Source organism: Thermophilibacter sp. ET337, from assembly GCF_024733715.1.
Lineage (GTDB): Bacteria > Actinomycetota > Coriobacteriia > Coriobacteriales > Atopobiaceae > Thermophilibacter.
On sequence record NZ_JANRHO010000004.1, the window covers coordinates 129,819 to 147,259 of the forward strand.

19 protein-coding genes and 1 riboswitch are annotated in these 17,441 nt (G+C 68.5%); of the genes, 5 read left to right on the forward strand and 14 right to left on the reverse strand.

Translation table 11 applies throughout. The annotated features are described in order from the left end of the window. The first annotated feature begins 50 nt into the window (after nt 1-50). Both NW198_RS05195 and NW198_RS05200 read left to right on the forward strand, forming a co-directional pair. Entirely contained in the window at nt 51-959 is a 909-nt protein-coding gene (locus NW198_RS05195) for a glycyl-radical enzyme activating protein (RefSeq protein WP_258340295.1), read from the forward strand. Between the two features lie 162 nt (nt 960-1,121). Then, nucleotides 1,122-1,871 carry a DeoR/GlpR family DNA-binding transcription regulator gene (locus tag NW198_RS05200; protein ID WP_087315551.1) on the forward strand — a complete coding sequence of 250 codons (750 nt, stop codon included), beginning with the start codon at nt 1,122-1,124 and terminating at the stop codon, nt 1,869-1,871. 10 nt (nt 1,872-1,881) lie between these two features. On the opposite strand, the gene NW198_RS05205 is transcribed toward NW198_RS05200, so the two are convergent. The 8 genes from NW198_RS05205 to NW198_RS05240 all read right to left on the reverse strand — a co-directional run bounded on the left by NW198_RS05205 (nt 1,882) and on the right by NW198_RS05240 (nt 10,065). Next, nucleotides 1,882-3,063: a toxic anion resistance protein gene (locus NW198_RS05205; RefSeq protein ID WP_258340296.1), complete on the reverse strand. Its 1,182-nt coding sequence runs from the start codon at nt 3,061-3,063 to the stop codon at nt 1,882-1,884. A gap of 37 nt (nt 3,064-3,100) precedes the next feature. Then, nucleotides 3,101-3,790, reverse strand: coding sequence for a hypothetical protein (locus NW198_RS05210; protein ID WP_258340297.1), 690 nt, complete (start codon nt 3,788-3,790; stop codon nt 3,101-3,103). A gap of 86 nt (nt 3,791-3,876) precedes the next feature. Continuing rightward, entirely contained in the window at nt 3,877-5,520 is a 1,644-nt protein-coding gene (locus NW198_RS05215; RefSeq protein WP_258340298.1) for a VWA domain-containing protein, read from the reverse strand. A gap of 18 nt (nt 5,521-5,538) precedes the next feature. Then, a complete protein-coding gene (locus tag NW198_RS05220) occupies nt 5,539-6,690 on the reverse strand; it encodes a hypothetical protein (protein WP_258340299.1) in 1,152 nt (383 codons plus the stop codon). Between the two features lie 284 nt (nt 6,691-6,974). Continuing rightward, entirely contained in the window at nt 6,975-7,865 is an 891-nt protein-coding gene (locus tag NW198_RS05225) for an ABC transporter ATP-binding protein (protein ID WP_087315561.1), read from the reverse strand. 2 nt (nt 7,866-7,867) lie between these two features. After that, nucleotides 7,868-8,935: an ABC transporter substrate-binding protein gene (locus tag NW198_RS05230; protein ID WP_258340300.1), complete on the reverse strand. Its 1,068-nt coding sequence runs from the start codon at nt 8,933-8,935 to the stop codon at nt 7,868-7,870. After that, nucleotides 8,925-9,722 (reverse strand): ABC transporter permease, encoded by a 798-nt coding sequence (locus tag NW198_RS05235; protein WP_258340301.1) that lies wholly within the window; start codon nt 9,720-9,722, stop codon nt 8,925-8,927. The genes NW198_RS05230 and NW198_RS05235 overlap by 11 nt, the downstream gene beginning before the upstream one ends. A gap of 1 nt (nt 9,723) precedes the next feature. Further along, entirely contained in the window at nt 9,724-10,065 is a 342-nt protein-coding gene (locus tag NW198_RS05240) for a thiamine-binding protein (protein ID WP_087315566.1), read from the reverse strand. A 51-nt stretch (nt 10,066-10,116) separates the two neighbouring features. Continuing rightward, a riboswitch (TPP riboswitch) is annotated at nt 10,117-10,247 on the reverse strand. Between the two features lie 101 nt (nt 10,248-10,348). Here NW198_RS05240 and NW198_RS05245 point away from each other — a divergent pair. Continuing rightward, nucleotides 10,349-10,954, forward strand: coding sequence for a metal-dependent hydrolase (locus NW198_RS05245; RefSeq protein WP_258340302.1), 606 nt, complete (start codon nt 10,349-10,351; stop codon nt 10,952-10,954). Nucleotides 10,955-11,007: 53 nt separating this feature from the next. Here NW198_RS05245 and NW198_RS05250 read toward each other — a convergent pair whose 3' ends face one another. Then, the gene (locus NW198_RS05250; RefSeq protein WP_087315570.1) at nt 11,008-11,460 is read right to left on the reverse strand and encodes a C-GCAxxG-C-C family protein; all 453 of its coding nucleotides are present in this window, start codon (nt 11,458-11,460) and stop codon (nt 11,008-11,010) included. A gap of 200 nt (nt 11,461-11,660) precedes the next feature. On the opposite strand from NW198_RS05250, the gene NW198_RS05255 reads away from it, so the two are divergent. Further along, the gene (locus NW198_RS05255; protein ID WP_258340303.1) at nt 11,661-12,641 is read left to right on the forward strand and encodes a D-isomer specific 2-hydroxyacid dehydrogenase family protein; all 981 of its coding nucleotides are present in this window, start codon (nt 11,661-11,663) and stop codon (nt 12,639-12,641) included. A 95-nt stretch (nt 12,642-12,736) separates the two neighbouring features. On the opposite strand, the gene NW198_RS05260 is transcribed toward NW198_RS05255, so the two are convergent. The 5 genes from NW198_RS05260 to NW198_RS05280 form a co-directional block, all read right to left on the reverse strand. Then, a complete protein-coding gene (locus NW198_RS05260) occupies nt 12,737-13,282 on the reverse strand; it encodes an Asp23/Gls24 family envelope stress response protein (RefSeq protein WP_087315574.1) in 546 nt (181 codons plus the stop codon). Between the two features lie 42 nt (nt 13,283-13,324). Then, entirely contained in the window at nt 13,325-13,699 is a 375-nt protein-coding gene (locus tag NW198_RS05265; RefSeq protein WP_258340304.1) for a DUF2273 domain-containing protein, read from the reverse strand. Between the two features lie 3 nt (nt 13,700-13,702). Continuing rightward, complete coding sequence (amaP, locus tag NW198_RS05270; protein WP_087315578.1) at nt 13,703-14,359, reverse strand: alkaline shock response membrane anchor protein AmaP; 657 nt, start codon at nt 14,357-14,359, stop codon at nt 13,703-13,705. 66 nt (nt 14,360-14,425) lie between these two features. Continuing rightward, nucleotides 14,426-15,826 (reverse strand): Na+/H+ antiporter NhaA, encoded by a 1,401-nt coding sequence (gene nhaA / locus NW198_RS05275; protein WP_258340305.1) that lies wholly within the window; start codon nt 15,824-15,826, stop codon nt 14,426-14,428. Further along, the gene (locus NW198_RS05280; RefSeq protein ID WP_158094571.1) at nt 15,823-16,413 is read right to left on the reverse strand and encodes a DUF1836 domain-containing protein; all 591 of its coding nucleotides are present in this window, start codon (nt 16,411-16,413) and stop codon (nt 15,823-15,825) included. Before NW198_RS05280 ends, nhaA begins: the two co-directional genes overlap by 4 nt. A gap of 129 nt (nt 16,414-16,542) precedes the next feature. On the opposite strand from NW198_RS05280, the gene NW198_RS05285 reads away from it, so the two are divergent. Beyond that, a complete protein-coding gene (locus tag NW198_RS05285; protein ID WP_087315582.1) occupies nt 16,543-17,397 on the forward strand; it encodes a DegV family protein in 855 nt (284 codons plus the stop codon). Nucleotides 17,398-17,441: the final 44 nt, after the last annotated feature.

Genomic DNA, 17,441 nt, shown 5'->3' on the forward strand with positions numbered 1-17,441 from the left:
AGCTGCCGAGAAGAGCCGCTTGCCGCCAGTCCACCCAGGAGGAGCCCGCCATGCAGTCCGCCACCGTCTTCAACGTCCAGAAGTTCAGCCTCGACGACGGCCCGGGCATCCGCACCGTGGTCTTTCTCAAGGGCTGCCCGCTGCACTGCTACTGGTGCTCCAACCCCGAGAGCCAGGCACGCGCGCCGCAGCTGGAGTGGAACGAGAAGAGCTGCGTGGGCTGTCGGGCGTGCCTCGCCGCGTGCCCGGGCGCGGCCGCCGCGGGCCCGGAGGACAGGCGCCACGTCGACGTGCGTGCCGTGGACGCGAGCTCGGTCGAGGCGGCGGCCGCGGTCGCGGGCTGCCCGGGGCGCGCGCTCACGGTGGCGGGCCGCACGCGCACGGTGGAGGACGTCTTCGAGGAGTGCATGCAGGACGAGCCCTTCTACCAGCAGAGCGGGGGCGGAGTGACGCTCTCGGGCGGCGAGCCGCTCACCTGGCCGGACTTCTGCGTCGAGCTGCTGGGGCGCCTGCGCGAGGCGGGCGTGGACACCAACGTGGAGACCACGGCGCACGTGCCCGCGCGCGACTTCGAGCGCGTGTGCGCGCTGCTCGACCACGCCTACATCGACATGAAGCACTGGGACGCGGCCGCGCATCGCGAGGGCACGGGAGTGGGAAACGATCTCATCCTCGCCAACACGCGCGCCGCCATCGAGCGCGGCGTCGACGTGCTCGTGCGCACGCCGGTCATTCCCGGCTTCAACGACTCCGTCGAGGACGCGCGCCGCTTCGCCGGGCGCCTGCGCGAGGTGGGCGCCGCGCGCGTGCAGCTCCTCCCCTTCCACAACCTCGGTGAGAGCAAGTACGACCTCCTGGGCCGCGACTATCGCCTCCACGGGCTCACCAACCTGCACGAGGAGGACCTCGAGGAGTTCCGCCAGGCTTACGAGGACACGGGAATCGACGCTTTCTTCTAGGGTGGCTTGAGGGCAACCTCGCATGACACCTGTTTTTGACCACCTTTTTGTGGTTCAAAATGGGCGTCGTGCGAGATGCGTCATTTGGCTCGTGTGTTGCGGTTTTCGTTCGAAAGCACAAAAGACGGCTATACTTTCGAATAGTCAATCGAAGGAGCCGTCATGCCCGCACGCACCAACCGCATCCTGGAGATCCTGACCGAGCGCGAGCGCGTGGAGGTCTCGGCTCTGGCCGAGGAGCTCGGCGTCTCGCAGGTCACCATGCGCAAGGACCTCACAGAACTCGAGCGGCGCGGCCTCATCCGCCGCGAGCACGGCTTCGCGGTGCTGCGCAGCGCCGACAACGTCGAGGGTCGCCTCGCCTACCACTATGAGGAGAAGCGACGCATCGCCCGGCGGGCCGCGGAGCTCGTGCGCGACGGCGACACCATCATGGTGGAGAGCGGAAGCTGCTGCGCGCTGCTCGTGGCCGAGCTCGCCGCGTCCGGCCGCGAGGTCACGGTCGTCACCAACAGCGCCTTCATAGCGGGCTACGTGCGCGACGCCGCGAGCGTTCAGACCGTGCTGCTCGGCGGCATCTACCAGAAGGACTCCCAGGTCATGGTGGGCCCGATGGTGCGCTCGTGCGTCGAGGGGTTCTACGTCGACCTGCTCTTCGCCGGAACGGACGGCTTCTCCCCGCGCACCGGCTTCACCAACAGCGACCAGATGCGCGCCCAGGCCGTGCGCGACATGGCCTCGCACGCCGAGCGCGTCGTCCTGCTCACGGAGAGCGAGAAGTTCAGCCGCCACGGCACCGTGCCGCTTTCCCTAGGCGAGAAGGACCTCGCCGTGATCACCGACGCCCACGTGAGCGACGAGGCGCGCGCCGAGCTCGAGGCCGCCGGCGTCGAGCTCGTCTGCGCGGGCTGACCCTCTCGCGCTACTCCGTCGAGCCGCCCTCGCCGTCTCGGTTCATGCGCTCGGCGTAGGTCCGGGCGCGCTCGAGCTGGTCGTTGAGCACGTCGATCGTCTTGGAGAAGGACTCGTTGGCCTGCTCGCGGAACTTATCGATGCTGTCGAGCGTGGAGAAGACCGCGTCGTAGGCACGCCGCAGCGTCTCGGGGGAGACGCCGCTCGAGACGGCCTGCTGCTGCGTGCGCAGGGAGTTCTCCTGAAGGAGCTTGCTCGTGCGGTCGATCATGGCGTCCGTGGTCTTGTTGACGGCGTCGATCTGGTCGAGCACGAGCTTTTGGTTCTCGAGCGACTGCGCCACGATCACGGCGGTGCGCAGCGCCGTCACCGTGGTGGTCTTGGCGCGCTCGACGCCGCGCACGAGCTGGTCGTTGTTCTGCTGGATGATGCCCATTGAGAGGTAGGCCTGAATCGTCACGGCCGCCTGGGTCTGCACGTCCTGGCGGCGCTGGCGCACGGCGAAGAGGGCGTCCCTCTCGAGCGAGGAGGCGAGCTCGACGTTGCCCGCCGCGCGCTCGCGGTCGATGCGCGCCACCAGCTCGTCGTCGATGTTGGTCAGCAGCTCGTAGGCGCGCTTGAGGGTGCCCAGGTTGCCCCAGAGGCTGCGGCGCTCCACGTTGAGGGCGGCGTTGTCCCTGCGCAGCAGGTCCTGCCCCTTGTTGAGCGAGAGGAGGATGGCGTTGAGCTGCTTCTGGTTGGACTCGTAGCGCTTGAAGTAGCGCTTCACGCGGCTTGCGAAGGGCAGCGCGCCGAGCAGGCGCTCGGCGAAGGTGTCCTCTCCGGGAGCGAGCTCGTCGACCTCGTTGCGCAGGTCGACGAGGCTCTTGGAGACCTGCTCCTGCGTGCCGCCGCTCTTGGACGTGGCCAGGGACTGCTCGAGAAAGCGGCTCGACGTGCTGGAGGTCTCGCGGAAGGCGTCGGCACCAACCTCAAAGATCGCGTCGACCTCCTGCTTGAACTCCAGGCTCTGAGGCGGCAGAGCGGCCACGCGGGAGACCCAGGAACTTGCGTTGCCGCTCAGGCGCAGCAGCTCCTCGGAGCTCGGCGCGGGCACCTGCGCGAGGGCGCCCTCGGTCTTGACGGGCTCCGGCGCCGGCGTCACCTCCAGGTCGAAGCTGTCATCGGGCGCGTCGAGAAGATCGTGTGCCATGGTGGTCTCCTATCCTTGTGTCGAATCGTTCCGTCGATTACGACAGTTCATCGGCCGGCTCGCCCAGGGAGAGCTCGCTCGGGCGGTGCCCCAGGCGCTGCCGCAGGTAGTCGGAGCCCGTCTCTATCTGCGTCGAGGCACCCTCGACGATGCCCGTGCGCATGCGGTCGAGCGCTCCGGCGACGTCAGCGCATTGCTCGTCGAGAGCCGTGACGTTTCTGCGCGCGCGATTGCTGGCGCGCCCGCCAAAGCCGAGGTAGCGTACGTTGGTCACAAGCTGCTCCCACGCTCCGGGCAGCCAGGACGTCGCGAGCGAGAGCACGAGGTGGCGGTCCTCCTCGGCGCCTGCGGTCGTGAACTCGGGCAGCTCCACGAGCTCGGCCATCGAGCCCACCACGGTACGCAGACGCTCGGCCTCGGCGGAAATGCCACGCGGCTCGTCTGCCTCGCACGCTGCCTCGATGCGCGCCGCCATGTCGTTCACGGCCTGCGCGGATTCCTTGAGCGTGGGGTCGGCTCCCACGAGCGCGTCGAGGTCGATGGCGGCCACGTGCTTTGGCATGTTGAGCGAGGTCAGCAGCATCCAGGAGCCCGCGGACATGGCAGCGCCTGCCACGACGAGAGCAAGCTGCGCGACAAGGGTCGAGGCGAGAAGGACCGCGGAGGCAGCAAAGACAACAAAGACCGTCACCGCGACGCCCGTCACCAGTGCCTTGTCTCCTTGCATTCGCCCCCCTCTCGAGCCTGATGGCCTGTCCCTTTTTGTCTGAACGAAAAAACACGTCCCCAATGTGCAGAAAACCTGTCCCGGTTTTACAGATAGCCGCGAATCTCCTTGAAGGCGGCCGTGAGGTCGCCGTCGCCCGCGTCGAAGACGCGGCCGCTCGTGAGCTCGGCGAGGCGGCCCATCTCGTCGGCGCTCGCCTCGCCAAACAGAATCGCGTAGACCGGAATGCCCTGCACCGTCTCGTTGGCCTCGTACCACTGCGCAAACCCTTCGATGCCCGGGGCGTCGGTGTTCTCGCCGTCCGAGAAGAGCACGACGGAGGTCACGTTGTCGTCCGCTCGGGTCTGGGCTGCCAACTCGAGCGCGTGTTGGAGTGTGCCGTAGAGCGCCGTCCCCCCGACCGCGGAGAGGCCGCTCACGTAGGAGCTCACGCCGGCGAGGTTACCGTCCTCCCCCACCACGAGGTCCTTCTCGCTTTTTATTCCGGAGGCAAACTCCACAAAGCGAATCATCTCGCGCGGCTGGAAGGTGAGCAGCGCCGCGGTGCCGTCCGCACCCGTCTCGGTGAGCGAGAGCAGGGCTGCCTTGAGGGCATCGAGGCGCTCGCCGCCCATGGAGCCCGAGGTGTCGATCTGGAAGACCATGTTTGCGGGCTTGCGCACCTCAGAGACCCAGCTGGAGAGCAGGGCTCGCACCGTCGCAAGCCGGTTGGGGAAGGGAATCTCGAAGACCATCCGCTCGTCGTCGGGCGTGGTGGCATCCGTGCGGCGGTGCGTCTCCTCGGCGATGCGCTGCTGGACGTCATCGCGGCGCAGGTAGTCCACCAGCGCGCCGTAAGCCGCCTCGACCTTCTCGCCCCGGCCGGAGAGCAACGTAAGCGGATAGTCTGCCGTGATGACGCCGTCCTGCGGGATCACCTCGACGAGGTCGGGATCCTGCAGGATGAGCGATTCATAGTTGAAGACGCCGTCGACCGCGGAGGAGTCCTTGTCGTAGGCCTCCATGAGCCAGCCCGAGGAGCCGCTCGTGAGCGCCTGGCCCTGCGCAAAGCGCGTGAGGTCGGAGGCCACGACGTCGACGTCGGCGGCCGTGATCGCGGCCCCCGTGCCCGAGATCGCCGTCGCCAGCTCGACGAGCGCAGAGAAGCCGCTGTTTGACGACACCGGACTCGACATGCCGTAGGCAAACTCCCCCGACGCCGCCGCGTCCACGACCTCCGCCCAGGTGGGGCTCTTCTCGTCCCAGCCCAACTCCGCCGCACGGTCGCGCTTGACGCCGAGGACCACCGGCGTGCGCATGATCGAGGCCTCCTCCGAGACCAGCGCGCTCTTCTCGTCAAAGAGCGTCATGTAGGCGTTGGAGGGGAACCACGTTGCGTCGAAGTCGCCCTCGCCGGCCATGACCGTCTCGGTGCCGTCGAGCGTGCCCTGGTAGGTGAGCTCCACGGTAATGCCCAGCTCCGCCTGCGCGTCCTCGAGGATGGGCAGCATGTCCTTGATCTCGGAGCCGGCGAGGACCCGCAGGGTCGTGCCGGCGACGTCGGGGTCGGCCTCAGGGTCGGAGCTGGGATCGGGATTGGTCGCCGGCTGCTCCCGGGCGTCGTCGGGCGCGGGCTCGGCGGCCTCATTGCGCGAGCACGCGGGCAGCGCCACGGCGCAGACGAGCGCGCAGACCAGGGCGAGAAGAACGGCGAGCGCGCGAGAGCGCGAGTGCGCGACGACAGCTGTCATGGCGGTTCCCCTCCTGCGCTAGTACAGCGCCTCGATGGTCTGGAGCATCACGTCTGCCACCTCGTAGCTGGGCGCCTGGGCGGCGTCGATGAAGGTGCCGTCGGCGGCGTAGCCGGCGAGACCGGCTGCGCCCACCTGCTCGGAGAACGCGGCGGAGTTCGCACCGTTCACGCGGAAACCGTGACGCGCTATGACACGTGCCATGTCGGGGTCGTTCTCGAGCACGTCCTGGACCTTCTGACCAGCCTCGGAGAAGGCCACGACCACGTGGTCCGAGAAGATCGTGGGCGCGGGGTAGCAGATCCTCATGGAGGAGGTCACGCGCGAGGGCTCGTTCATCTGGGCCTCGAGGTATTGGCTCTCGTAGATGAGGGTCAGCGGCTGGTTCATGGGGCCCTTGGAGAGGAAGGACTCCCACGGGCCCGACGAGGACGACTGCGAGTAGCCCTGGTCGAGGAAGAGCCTGGCGAGCGAGTCGGTTGCCTGCTGGCGGGCGGCGTCCTCGCTCGTGATTACGGCGTAGCCGTTGAGCACGTAGCTCGAGAGACTGAGGTACATGAGGGCCGAGTTGGAGGAGCGCACGTCGGTGGTGGTGATCATGACGTTGCGGCTCGAGGGGTAGGCGTCCGACCCGGCGAGGTCCGTCCAACGACGGCCGTTTGCGACGGCGTCAAGATAGGCAGCCATGTCGAGATACCAGACGCCGTCGCGCCGCTCTGCGATGCCGTTTTGCTCGAGGACCGAGAGTACCGCGTCGCCCGTCGCGACGGCGAGCGGCGAGTAGAACGGTCGCGTGGTGGAGAGCACCGCGCCGCCATGGACGTCGACGAGGTGGGCGGCGGAGATCTCGGAGGAGGGGGAGGCGAAGTCGGACTCCTCGATGCCGGCGCGCTCAGCCATGGCCCACGATCCCGAGGTCGTGACCTGCACGTCAAGACCGTAGCTGTTGAAGATCGCCTGGGCCTCGGGGTCGCTGAAGAGCGACTCCTTCTCCGAGCCGATGACACCGTGGACCACGGTGAGCTGCTGGCCCTGGGCGTCGGACGCGTCATGCGCCGCCGACTCGCCCCCGGCCTCCGCGCCCGGGCCGAGCGCGATGGCGCCTGCCACCACGACCGCGGCGAGGATGAGGACCACGCCTGCCACCAATGTCTTGGCTCTCGAGCCCACCTTGCTCCCTTCGGACATATCCGTAGCACCACGATACGTCCGTTGGCGAGCCCTCCCCCTTCTGCGGGGCAGGGCCTTGCGGGAGCCTTACGGGAGCCTTACGAGCAGATGACACCGCCGAGGGGACGGCACGGACACGCGCCGGGACATGCGCGCCGAGCCGATAGGGTATGCACACGCCACCCCCAAGTCCTTCTCGCATATCCGCAGGTCAAAGGCTTGGACGAGAAGAACGAGGGGTCGGGAGGTGTACATACCCTCAAAGGGCAGTGATTCGAGGGGGCCTACCCCAACAGGGCCATGACCTGGCGCTTGGCGGCGAGGTACTCGTCGGTGAGCTCGAAGTGCTCGCTCTCGACGCGGCTGACCTCGACGACGCCCGCCACGTGACTGGGCTCCCCCGCCGACGGCGCGCCCGCGAGCACGTAGATGCGGCTCGCCATGGAGACCGCCTCGTCAACGTCGTGCGTGATCACCAGGGCGGAGAGCCCAAGCTCGGCCGCCACGCCCACGAACCAGCGACGCACGTCCGTGCGCGTGAGGGCGTCGAGCGCCGAGAAGGGCTCGTCGAGCAGCGTCACGTCCGCGCCCATGAGGTAGGTGCGCAAAAACGCCGCGCGCTGGCGCATGCCGCCGGAGAGCTCGCTCGGCCACTTGAGCTCGCAGCCCGCGAGGCCAAAGCGCTCGAAGAGCGGCGCCGCCTTCGCGCGGGCCTCCGCCTTCTTCGCGCCGGCGAGCACGAGCGGCAAGCACACGTTGTCGATGATGCGGCGGCTCGGCAGCAGCAGGTCCTTCTGGAGCATGTAGCTCACGCGACCGGGACGTCCGGTCACGTCCTCCCCATGCAGGAGGACGTGACCGGACACAGGAGTCGTGAGGCCGGCGAGCGCGTGCAGGATCGTGGTCTTTCCGCAGCCGGAGCGGCCCACGAGGCAGCAGACCTCGCCCGGCGCGACGTCAACGGACACGCCCTGGACGACGATGTGCTCGCCGTCCCAGGAGAGCGTCAGGTCGCGCGCCTCGAGCGCAGGCGTTCCCGTCCCTCCGTCGACGTGGCGAGCAGCCCCGGCGCTCGGACAGTCCTCGCCACGCACAGGACGCGCGGCTGCGGAACTCGCGGCGGGGCTGCTCGCCACGTCGACTGCCCGCACGTGCTTCTCGCCAGCCTCTGCCATGCTTACTCCAGGAAGGAGAGGTCGTAGCCGGCGTTGACGTCGAGCTTGTTGGCCACGAGGTCGTTGTCGTTGAGCCACTGGTAGAACGCGGCCCAGCGCTCGGGGTCGATGACGCCCCAGCTCTCGGCCTCGGCGGTGTACTGGTCGGCCAGGAAGGTCTGGCTCTGGTGGACGAGGTCGGCATCGAGCTCGGGCACCTGGGCGCAGAGGATGTCCGCGGCGCCGTCGGGGTTGTCCACCGCGTACTCGTAGCCCTTCTTGACCGCGCGCAGGAAGGCCTTCACGGCCTCGGGGTTCTGGGCGGCGAAGTCGTCGTTGGCGGCGATGACCGGGGTGTAGTAGTCAAAGACCGGGTCCACCGAGATGAAGCTGAAGTAGTTGTACGGGAAGTCCTGCACCACGGCGTTCTGGACCGCCCAAGCCTCGTAGACCCACACGGTGTCGAACATGTTGGCACGCAGGCCGGAGACCTCGTCATCGACCTCGTACGGCACGAGCTCGACCTTGGACCAGTCGCCGCCGTCGGCCTCCACGCAGCGCTTGACCGTGGCCTGCTCGACGGGCATGTTCCAGGTGGCGTAGGTGTGGCCCTCCATGGCGGCCGGGTGCGTGATGCCGTCTTCCTCGCGGCTCATGATGCCGGAGGTGTTGTGCTGGATGATCGCGGCCACGGCCGAGTAGGGCATCGGCTGGTCGGAGGCCAGGTTGTTGGCGATGTAGTCCTGGTAGGAGACGCCCATCTGCGCGCCGCCGGCCCCGATGAGGGCGTCGGCGCCGTCCGCGGGCGGCTGCACGATCTCGACCTCGAGACCCTCGTCGGCAAAGTAGCCCTGGTCGAGGGCCACGTAGATGCCCGTGTGGTTGGTGTTAGGCGTGTAGTCCAGGACAAAGGAGATCTTGGTCTTCTCGGCGTCGTCGGCGTTGTCGCTCGAGGAGGCCGTGCCGTCCGGGCCCTCGACGACGCCGGAGCTGTTGTCACAGGCGGCCAGGGCGACGCTTGCCGCGGCGGCGCCGGCGACGGCGACGAACTGGCGGCGGTTGAGGTTCTTGGCGAGGTTCTTATCGCTCATTGTTGTTCCTTTCGGCCCTCTTCCAGGGCATGAGCACGCGCTGGGCAAGCTCCACGAGCTTCATGAGGCCCAGCGACAGGGCGGATATGACGATGATCGCGGCAAACATGCGGTCGTACGAGAAGGACTTGCGGACGCGCGTCATGTAGACGCCCAGTCCCTCGTTGCCGCCGAGCCACTCGGCGATGACGGCGCCGACGATGGCGTAGGTGGCGGAGATCTTGAGGCCGCTGAAGAACTGGTCGGCCGCGGCGGGCAGCTTGGCGTACCAGAAGATCTGCCAGCGCGAGGCGTTCATGGTGCGCATGAGGTCGACGACGTCCGGGTCCACCGAGCGAAAGCCCGAGGCCAGCGAGACCGTGATCGGGAAGAACGTCGAGATGATCACGAGCACGATCTTGGGCAGGGCGCCGTAGCCGAGCCACAGCACCAGAAGCGGCGCGATGGCAACGGTCGGGATGGTCTGGGAGATGGTCATGAGCGGCTCGAACGCCAGGTAGAAGGACTCGAACCGGTCCATGAGCACCGCGAAGACAAACCCCAGGGCAACGCCTGCGGCAAGGCCGGCCGCGGCCTCGGCGAGCGTGGTCACGCAGTGGCTCGCGAGCAGCGCCGCGTCCTCGACGAGGGCCTGGACCACCTGCACCGGCGTGGGCAGCAGGAAGTTGGGAACCAGGCCCACCGCCACCACGGCCTGCCACAGGGCAAGAAGGGCCACGATGGTCAGCAGCGGCGTGAGGACGCGACGGGCGCGGCTGGGCTCGGGACGGGCGACGGAGCGCGCCATGCTAGGCCGCCGCGTCCGCGCTCTTGGGGGCGAACTCGGGGTCGCCGGGGTGGTACTTGCCGACCTTGCGGTCCGTGGACATGACGTCGCCGTCGGGGCGATAGTTGATCTTGGCGTAGCACATCATGTGCTTGCACCCCGCCTTGGCACCCACGAGCTGGCAGTTCTTGAGGATCTCCATGCAGGTCTCGTAGTCGCCCTCGATCGCCGTCTCGAAGGGGCCGACGAAGTAGTCGATCCCCGTGGAGTCGATGTAGGCGATGACCGCGTCCACCGCGTCGCACGTGGCGTCGTCCGTGGTGGCGTCCATGGGCAGGAACTGAATCGCAACCGAGCAGTTCACGCGCCCTCCCTTCCGGGTGCCCCAAGGCACCCCATCTCTCGTAGGTGCCTCGTTGCGCGCGAAGCTCTTCCCTACGCCGGCATTACCCGGATCAGGTTCCTGGGTCAGGGCCGCTCTCGGACGCGCGTCCGATCTCCTGGGCCCAATCTCAGCCGGCGTGCGCCAGCCCCCCGTTGTCGGTTGGTAGTGTAGCACGGCCGGCCGGACCCAGCGGCGAGCTCTTCTCGGCCGGCGCGCGATGCGTAACAATGCCTTATGGGAAGCCGAGAAGAACGGAGCGCTCGTGACCGGGAAGACGCACGTCATCGTCGGGGCCGCGGCGGGGCTGGCCGCGGCGTCGGCGCTTGGGCCGGGCCTTGCGTCGCCGGCGGCGCTCGCCTGCGCCGCCGCGGGCGGGGCGCTCGGCGGCATGCTCCCCGACCTCGACGTGAGAAACACCGCGCACCCGCTGCAGGAGCGGCTCGCGCGCGTGGGGTGCGCTGTCCTGCTCGTCTTTGCCCTGGGGGCGGAGGCCGCCGCCGGCTGGCCGCTCGCGCGTCGGGCGGCGGAGGCGGGGCTCGACGCGGTCGCCGCCGGCGCCATCGCTCTCGTGGCCCTTGGCTGCGCGGCGCGGCTCTCGGCGCATCGCGGCTTCTCGCACTCGCTCGCGGCGCTCGCCGGGTTTGCCGCGGCGACGTGGCTCGTCTGCCCGCCACTCGCCGCGCCCGTTGCGGCCGGCATGGCCTCCCACCTCGCGCTCGATGCGCTCACCCATCGGGGGCTGCGCCTGCTCTGGCCCGCGAGGCGCGGACTCAGCCTCAGTCTTTGCCGCACGGACGGCGTCGTCGAGGCGTGCTGTCTCGTGGCGGGCCTGGCCGTGGCTGCCTACGTGGTCCTTCTCGCCCTGTAGCCGGGCTCAGTGCACGATTCCCGCCCCCTGTGAGGGGACAAGGGCGGCGCGCTCTATGCCTCCGCGCGGACGCCGAGCTCGCGGCAGAGGATCTGGGCCGCGGCGCCGGCCGCGAGTGCGCAGTGATACTGGCACTGGGAGACGCGCTCCTCACCCCACCACTCCATCCCACGCGTGAGCACGCGGCAGCAGGTCACGTGCTTTGCCGTGCCCGCGCAGAAGGCGTCGTGCAGCTCGGCAGCGAGCGGCTTGGCGCGCTCCTTGGTGCCCACCATGAGGCCGAGAAACGCGACGGCGCCCGCGAGCGCCCCGCAGACGCAGCCCGAGCCTCCGATGCCCGCGCCCATGCCGGCTCCCATCGCCACGACCGAGCGCGGGAAGTCCGGCTCGAAGGCGTCCCAGAGCGCCGCGATCACGGACTCACCGCAGTTCATGTGGTCCGGCCCGGGCTTGTTGTTGGCTCGCGCCGCGGCCTCCACGGCGCCGATGCTCACGCTGTCGCGCATTGCTCCCCCTCTGGTCGAAGTCACGTCGATTCTAGCAGCCAATTGGGGACGTGTTATTTCGTGCAGACGGTTTGGGACAGGTCAAACAGAGACCTGTCCCAAACCGTCTGCACGAAATAACACGTCCCCAATTGACACACTTGCTACACTGGGCCTGTGAATTGGGAACTGTCCCCAATTAACAGAACGGGGAGAGGGACATGAGGATCTTTGCGTATGCGCTTCGGCCCTACGACGAGCTGGGCTATCTCGACGCGCTGAGCCATGAGCTGGGCTTTGAGTACGGCTGGACGCCCGACTACCCCACGCTCGACAACGCGGGCCTGGCAGAGGGCGCCGACGCCCTGTGCATCATCACCAACCCCATGACGCCGGAGCTGCTCGACCGCTACCACGCGCTCGGGATCCGCGGGATTGCCACGCGCTCGATCGGCTACGACCACATCGACGTGGAGCACGCCCGCAAGCTGGGCATTCGCATCGCGCACGCCGCCTACCCGCCCGAGGGCGTGGCCGACTACGCGATCATGCTGATGCTCATGGCGCTGCGCAGGGTCAAGTTCGTCCAGCGCTGCGCCGCCGCGCAGGACTTCTCGCTCGAGGGCAAGATCGGCCGGTCGCTCGGGAGCTGCACCGTGGGCGTGGTGGGGACCGGCGCCATCGGCTCGTGCGTGGTCCGCGAGCTGCAGGGCTTTGGCTGCCGCGTCCTCGCGTGCGACCCGGTCGAGAAGGACGAGCTCTCCGGGCTCGTCGAATACGTGAGCCTGCCCGAGCTGCTCGCGGCCTCCGACGTGGTGACGCTGCACGCGCCGGGCCTGCCCGAGAACCGTCACATGATCGGCGCGGGCGAGCTCGCGCGCATGCGGGAGGGCGCGGTGCTCGTGAACGCGGCGCGAGGCAGCCTCGTGGACACGGCGGCGCTACTCGACGCGCTCGAGTCCGGGCATCTGGGCGGGGCCGCGCTCGACACCATCGAGGACGAGGCGGGGCTCTACTACCTCGACCGCAGCCGTGACGTGCTCGCGGGCCGCGACCGGGCGGCCCTCATGGCGCTTCCCAACGTGGTCGTGACACCGCACATGGCGTTCTACACCGTCGAGGACGTCGAGGGCATGGTGCGCAGCAACATCGAGGCGCTGCTCGCCTTCGCCGCCGGCGAGGACACCCCCTACGAGGTGTAGGGTTCTCTGCCAATTGGGGACGTGTTATTTCGTGCAGACGCTTTCCGTCTGCACGAAATAACACGTCCCCAATTGGCAGAGAACCCTAGCCAGAGCTACTCGGCGTCGTCGGCGGCGTCCTTCTCCTCCTTCTTGGAGGCGGCCGCGGCGCGACGGCTGCGCTGCTCGACCTCCTCGGGGGTGAGGACGTCCTCGATGCGCAGGTTGACGCCCGCGACCTCGAGGCCCGTCATGCCCGTGACCTGCTTGACCACGGCCTTCTTGACGTCCTCGAAGACCTGCGGCGCATAGGCGCCGTACTCGATGAGCACGGAGATGTTCACGCGCACCGCGCTCTCGGGGGTGACCTCGACGGTCACGCCCTTGGTGGAGTCGCTCGCGCCAAAGGCGTCCTGGACGCGGTTGAACCAGGTCCCCTTCATGCCCACGACGCCCGGGACCTCGCGCATCGCGATGGCCACGATCTTCTCGATGACGCCGTTGGAGAAGGTTAGGGAGTCCTCGGAGTCGAGGTCCTCCTCGTCGGAGAAGGCCTCGATGTCCGTGCCCGTCTCCGTCACCTCGGCAAGAGTCGTCTGATCGGAGGCGACCTCCGGCTCCGGGGTGACCTGCTCGACCTTGTCACTCGTCGTGTTGCTCATGTCCCGCTCCTTGCTGCCGGGACTTCCCGGCGACGTCGATGGCTACTGGCTGTTCCGGTTGAAGAGGTGCCTCAGCGTGTTCACGATCTTGGGATCGCCGTCGAGGACCTGCCCCGCGGCCACGCCCACAAAGACAAAGACCACGACCACAAAAAGCGGCCACGGTCCCACGGCGAGAAACACGACCGCCGCGATCAGACCCAGGATGGCGCCCCAGAAGGCCTTCTCCTGCCCCGGGAAGGTTCTCCGCACCCAGGCGCTGACGAGGCCCACGCCGTTTCGCAGGGCGTCGCCCACGCTGCGCCCCTCGTTCGCGGCGGGCTTGGCCTCGGGGGTCTCCGCGGCCGGCGGCTCCTGGCGCTCCGCGTCCTTCTCGCCCACGTTAATCTTGGGCTTGTGGGTCTTCTCGTCCGCCATTGCCTACACCTCCCTCTCGGGCTCGCGCGAGCCGCCCATGGACACCGTGATCTCGCTCGTTGTGTCGGGCGTTGGGGCCTTGGGCGCCGGCCTGGCGGCAGCCTCGGCCGCCTGCTCGGCGTCCTCGTCCCCGCCGGCAAGCGTCACGGACTCGGGCTCCACAAACTCCAGGCTCACGTCCTCGACCTTGTCCCCGCACACGGCGGCGAGGCCGTCCATGAGCTCCTCGTGCAGCTCCGCGCCCTTGGCGACCACGTCCACCGTCTCGTGCGGGAGCACCCGCACGTGCACGCGGATGTGCCCGCGGGCCTTGGCGTCCACGCGGACGCGCGCGGCGTCGCAGGTGCCGTCCGCCTCGACGATGTGGGAGGCCTGGGCGGCGATGGCGTCGCGCGTGACGGAGATGACGCCGCCGTCCACCGTGGCGATCTCGACGGTGCGGACGGTCCGACGGGAGAAGAGGGCCCGCCCCAGCAGCACCAGGAGGCCCAGCGCGCTCACCGCGAGGCACGCGACCACGGCGAGGGCGAACGGCTCGAGGTTGAACAGCGCCGAGACCTCGGCCGTCCACGGGCCAAACCACGTGAGCGCAAAGGCCGCGAGCGCGAAGGCGCAGGCGAGCACAAAGACGACCGTGCATAGGCGCTTGAGTCCACTCATGCGAGTCTCCAATCGGGCGTCGTCCCCCAAAACGTCATGGGACTAGGATACCCCTAGGACCGGACATTAATTGCGTGGGCGCCCCCGACGGCGCCGAGAGGGGCGCTCGGGGCGCTCTCCGGCGCGAAGGGCGAGCCGCGCGAAGAGGATGCCGAGAAGCGCCGAGCTCACAGACCCCAGCAGGATGGCGCACTTGGCGGCGATCGCGTCCTCCGGGCTCGAGAACGCGAGGCCGGTGATGAGGATCGACATCGTAAAGCCCACGCCGCCCATGATGCCGACGGTCACGACCTGCGGCCAGTCCATGCCGCGCGGCAGGCGCGCAAAACCCAGGCGCACGAGCAGCCAGGTCACGCCGATGATACCCAGGGGCTTGCCCACCACGGCGCCGAGGTAGACGCCGTGAGCGACGGGGCTCGCGAGCAGCGCCCCGAAGTTCTCCCCCACCAGGTGCAGCTCCGCGTTGACGAAGGCAAACAGCGGCAGCACGAGGAAGTTCACGAAGACCGAGACGTAGCGCTCCATGCGCTGCAGCGGCGGCGTGACATGGTGCATCACGCGCTCGGTGCGCCAGGCGCCCTCGGTGAAGTCGTGCTGGCCGAGGACGTGATGCTCGTCGTCGTAGGTGTCGTCGAGGTCGTGGGCGCGCCGCTCGAGCCAGCCGCCGAGCTCGGAGAGGCGCACGTCGGAGCGGCTCGGAAGGGCGAAGGCGAGGATGACGCCCGCGAGCGTGGCGTGAATCCCCGAGTTGAACATGCACGCCCAGAGCACCAGGCCCACGGCCACGTAGGGCGCCACGGAGTAGACGCGGGCGCGGTTGAGCGCGGCGAGCACGCCCACGAGGGCGAGCGACGCGAGGCACCATCCCAGCTGCGGGACCTGCCCGTAGAAGAGGGCTATCACCACGATAGCGAGGATGTCGTCGGCGATGGCGAGCGTCTGGAAGAAGACCTTGGTGGCAGGCGATATGCGGTCGCCCAGCAGCGACACCACGCCCAGCGCGAAGGCGATGTCGGTCGCGATGGGCACCGCCCAGCCGCGCGCCTCCCCGCCCAAGTTGAGGACCAGGTAGATCAGGGCCGGCATGCAGACGCCGCCCACCGCCGCGAGCATCGGAAGCGCCGCCTGGCGGGGGCGCCGGAGCTGGCCCACCGTGGTCTCGTACTTGAGCTCGATACCCACGAGCAGGAAGAAGACGGCCATGAGGAAGTCGTTCACGAACTGCTCGACGGTGAGCGAGACCTCGAGCCGGCCCACGCCCACGATCAGCGGCAGCCCCAGGACGTGCTCGACCCCCTCGTAGAGCGGGGTGTTGGCCACCACCAGGGCGAGAAGTGCCGCGGCCACCATGACCGCCGCGGCGACGGTGGAGCTGCCGGTCACCGCCGCGAGCGCGCTCCTGCGCTCCAGGCGCCTCACGACTGCCGGCTCGTCGAAGATCGCACCCGGGCGTGACACGGAGCTCACTCCCCCTTCTCGCCGAGAAGCAGCGTCTGCTCGACGACCACCTTGGACGCCAGGGCGTCGGTCGCGGCGCCGAGCAGCCACGCGAGCTCGGGGGCGGCGGGGTCGCCCGACTGGTCGCGCAGCTCGAGCACGGGGCGCGCGTCCTTCTCGCCCGGCGACACGTAGGCGGCGAGCGCGTGCTCGAGGGCCTCGCAGGAGCTATCGTAGAGCGCCTCGAGGTCGAGGTCGGAGGCCCAGATGAGCGCCGCGAGCTGGCTCACCTGCGCGATTGAGAACACGCGCTTGAGGGCGCAGACAAACAGCAGAGCCGCAACGTGCCGGCGGGTATAGCGCTTCTTGCGCGGCGCCGGAATGACCCCCTGCTTGACGTAGTTGTTGACCATCGATCCCGTCACGAGCGTCTCGCCGGGAAGCTGCATGAACTCGAGCTCCTGGGAGACGAGCGTGAGCAGCTGATCGAGGTAGAGCTCGATGCGAGGCATCTCACGGATGCGCGAGATGTGCACCGACCCCAGACGCTCGGCGAGCTCTCGGCGCCGCTCGTCGGTGACGCGCACAGGAACCAGCGCCTTCGTCTTGTCTGCCATGCCGCCCACCCCCGTAATATCTTCAAAAGCGGAGTATCTAGTATTCAAAACCATATGAAAGGGCTATAGTCTGTTCAACATGATACCCACCGTGGCGCCGAGCGTCACGTCGCGAGGGAGAGCAGAGTCATGAACGAGCAGCGCATCGCCATCATCACGGACTCGGGCACGGACACCCCGGCGGACTTCGTCGCCGCCCATGACATTCGCGTCCTGCCGCTGCGCATCAACTACTCCGACGGCTCCACGTACGAGAACGGCGTCGACATCACCGCGCAGGAGGTCGTCGAGCGCTTTGCCGAGGAGATCCCCACCACGTCGCTGCCCTCCCCCATGAAGATCCGCGACACCTTCGAGCGGGCGCGGCGTGACGGCTACGTGGGCGCCGTCGTGGTGACCATCTCCTCGGGCCTCTCGGCCACGTTCGAGACCATCGGCATGGTGGCGCGCCAGATGGAGGACTTCCCGGTGGTCATGGTGGACACCAAGAGCATCGGCATCGCGGCGGGCTTCGTCGTGATGGAGGCTGCGCGCCAGATCGAGGCGGGCATGCCGCTCGACCGCCTGGGCAGCGTCCTTACGGCGGTGAGCGAGCGCGTGCGCGTGTTCTTCTCGGTCCAGAAGCTCGACTTCCTGCGCAAGGGCGGCCGCATCAGCGAGGCCGTCTACCGCGTGGGCTCCGTCCTCAACATCAAGCCCGTCCTCACCTGCAGCCCCGAGGGCAAGTATGTCATTGAGAAGAAGGCCCGCGGGTGGCAGCGCGCGCTCGACACGCAGATTTCGCTGGTGGCCGAGCAGGCTGCGCGCTGGCCGCAGGTGCGCCTGGCGGTCTGCACGTACGACCCCGCGCTGCGCGAGGAGCTCGCGGGGCGCCTGCGCGAACGCATCGGCAACGCGGTCGAGATCCTGCAGACCGGGCTCTCCGCCGACCTTCTCGTCCACACCGGCCCCACCCTCGTGGGCATGGGCGTGATGGGGCTGTAGCTCTACCATTCCATACCTGTCCGCAGCGGGCGGGCCAACATCCG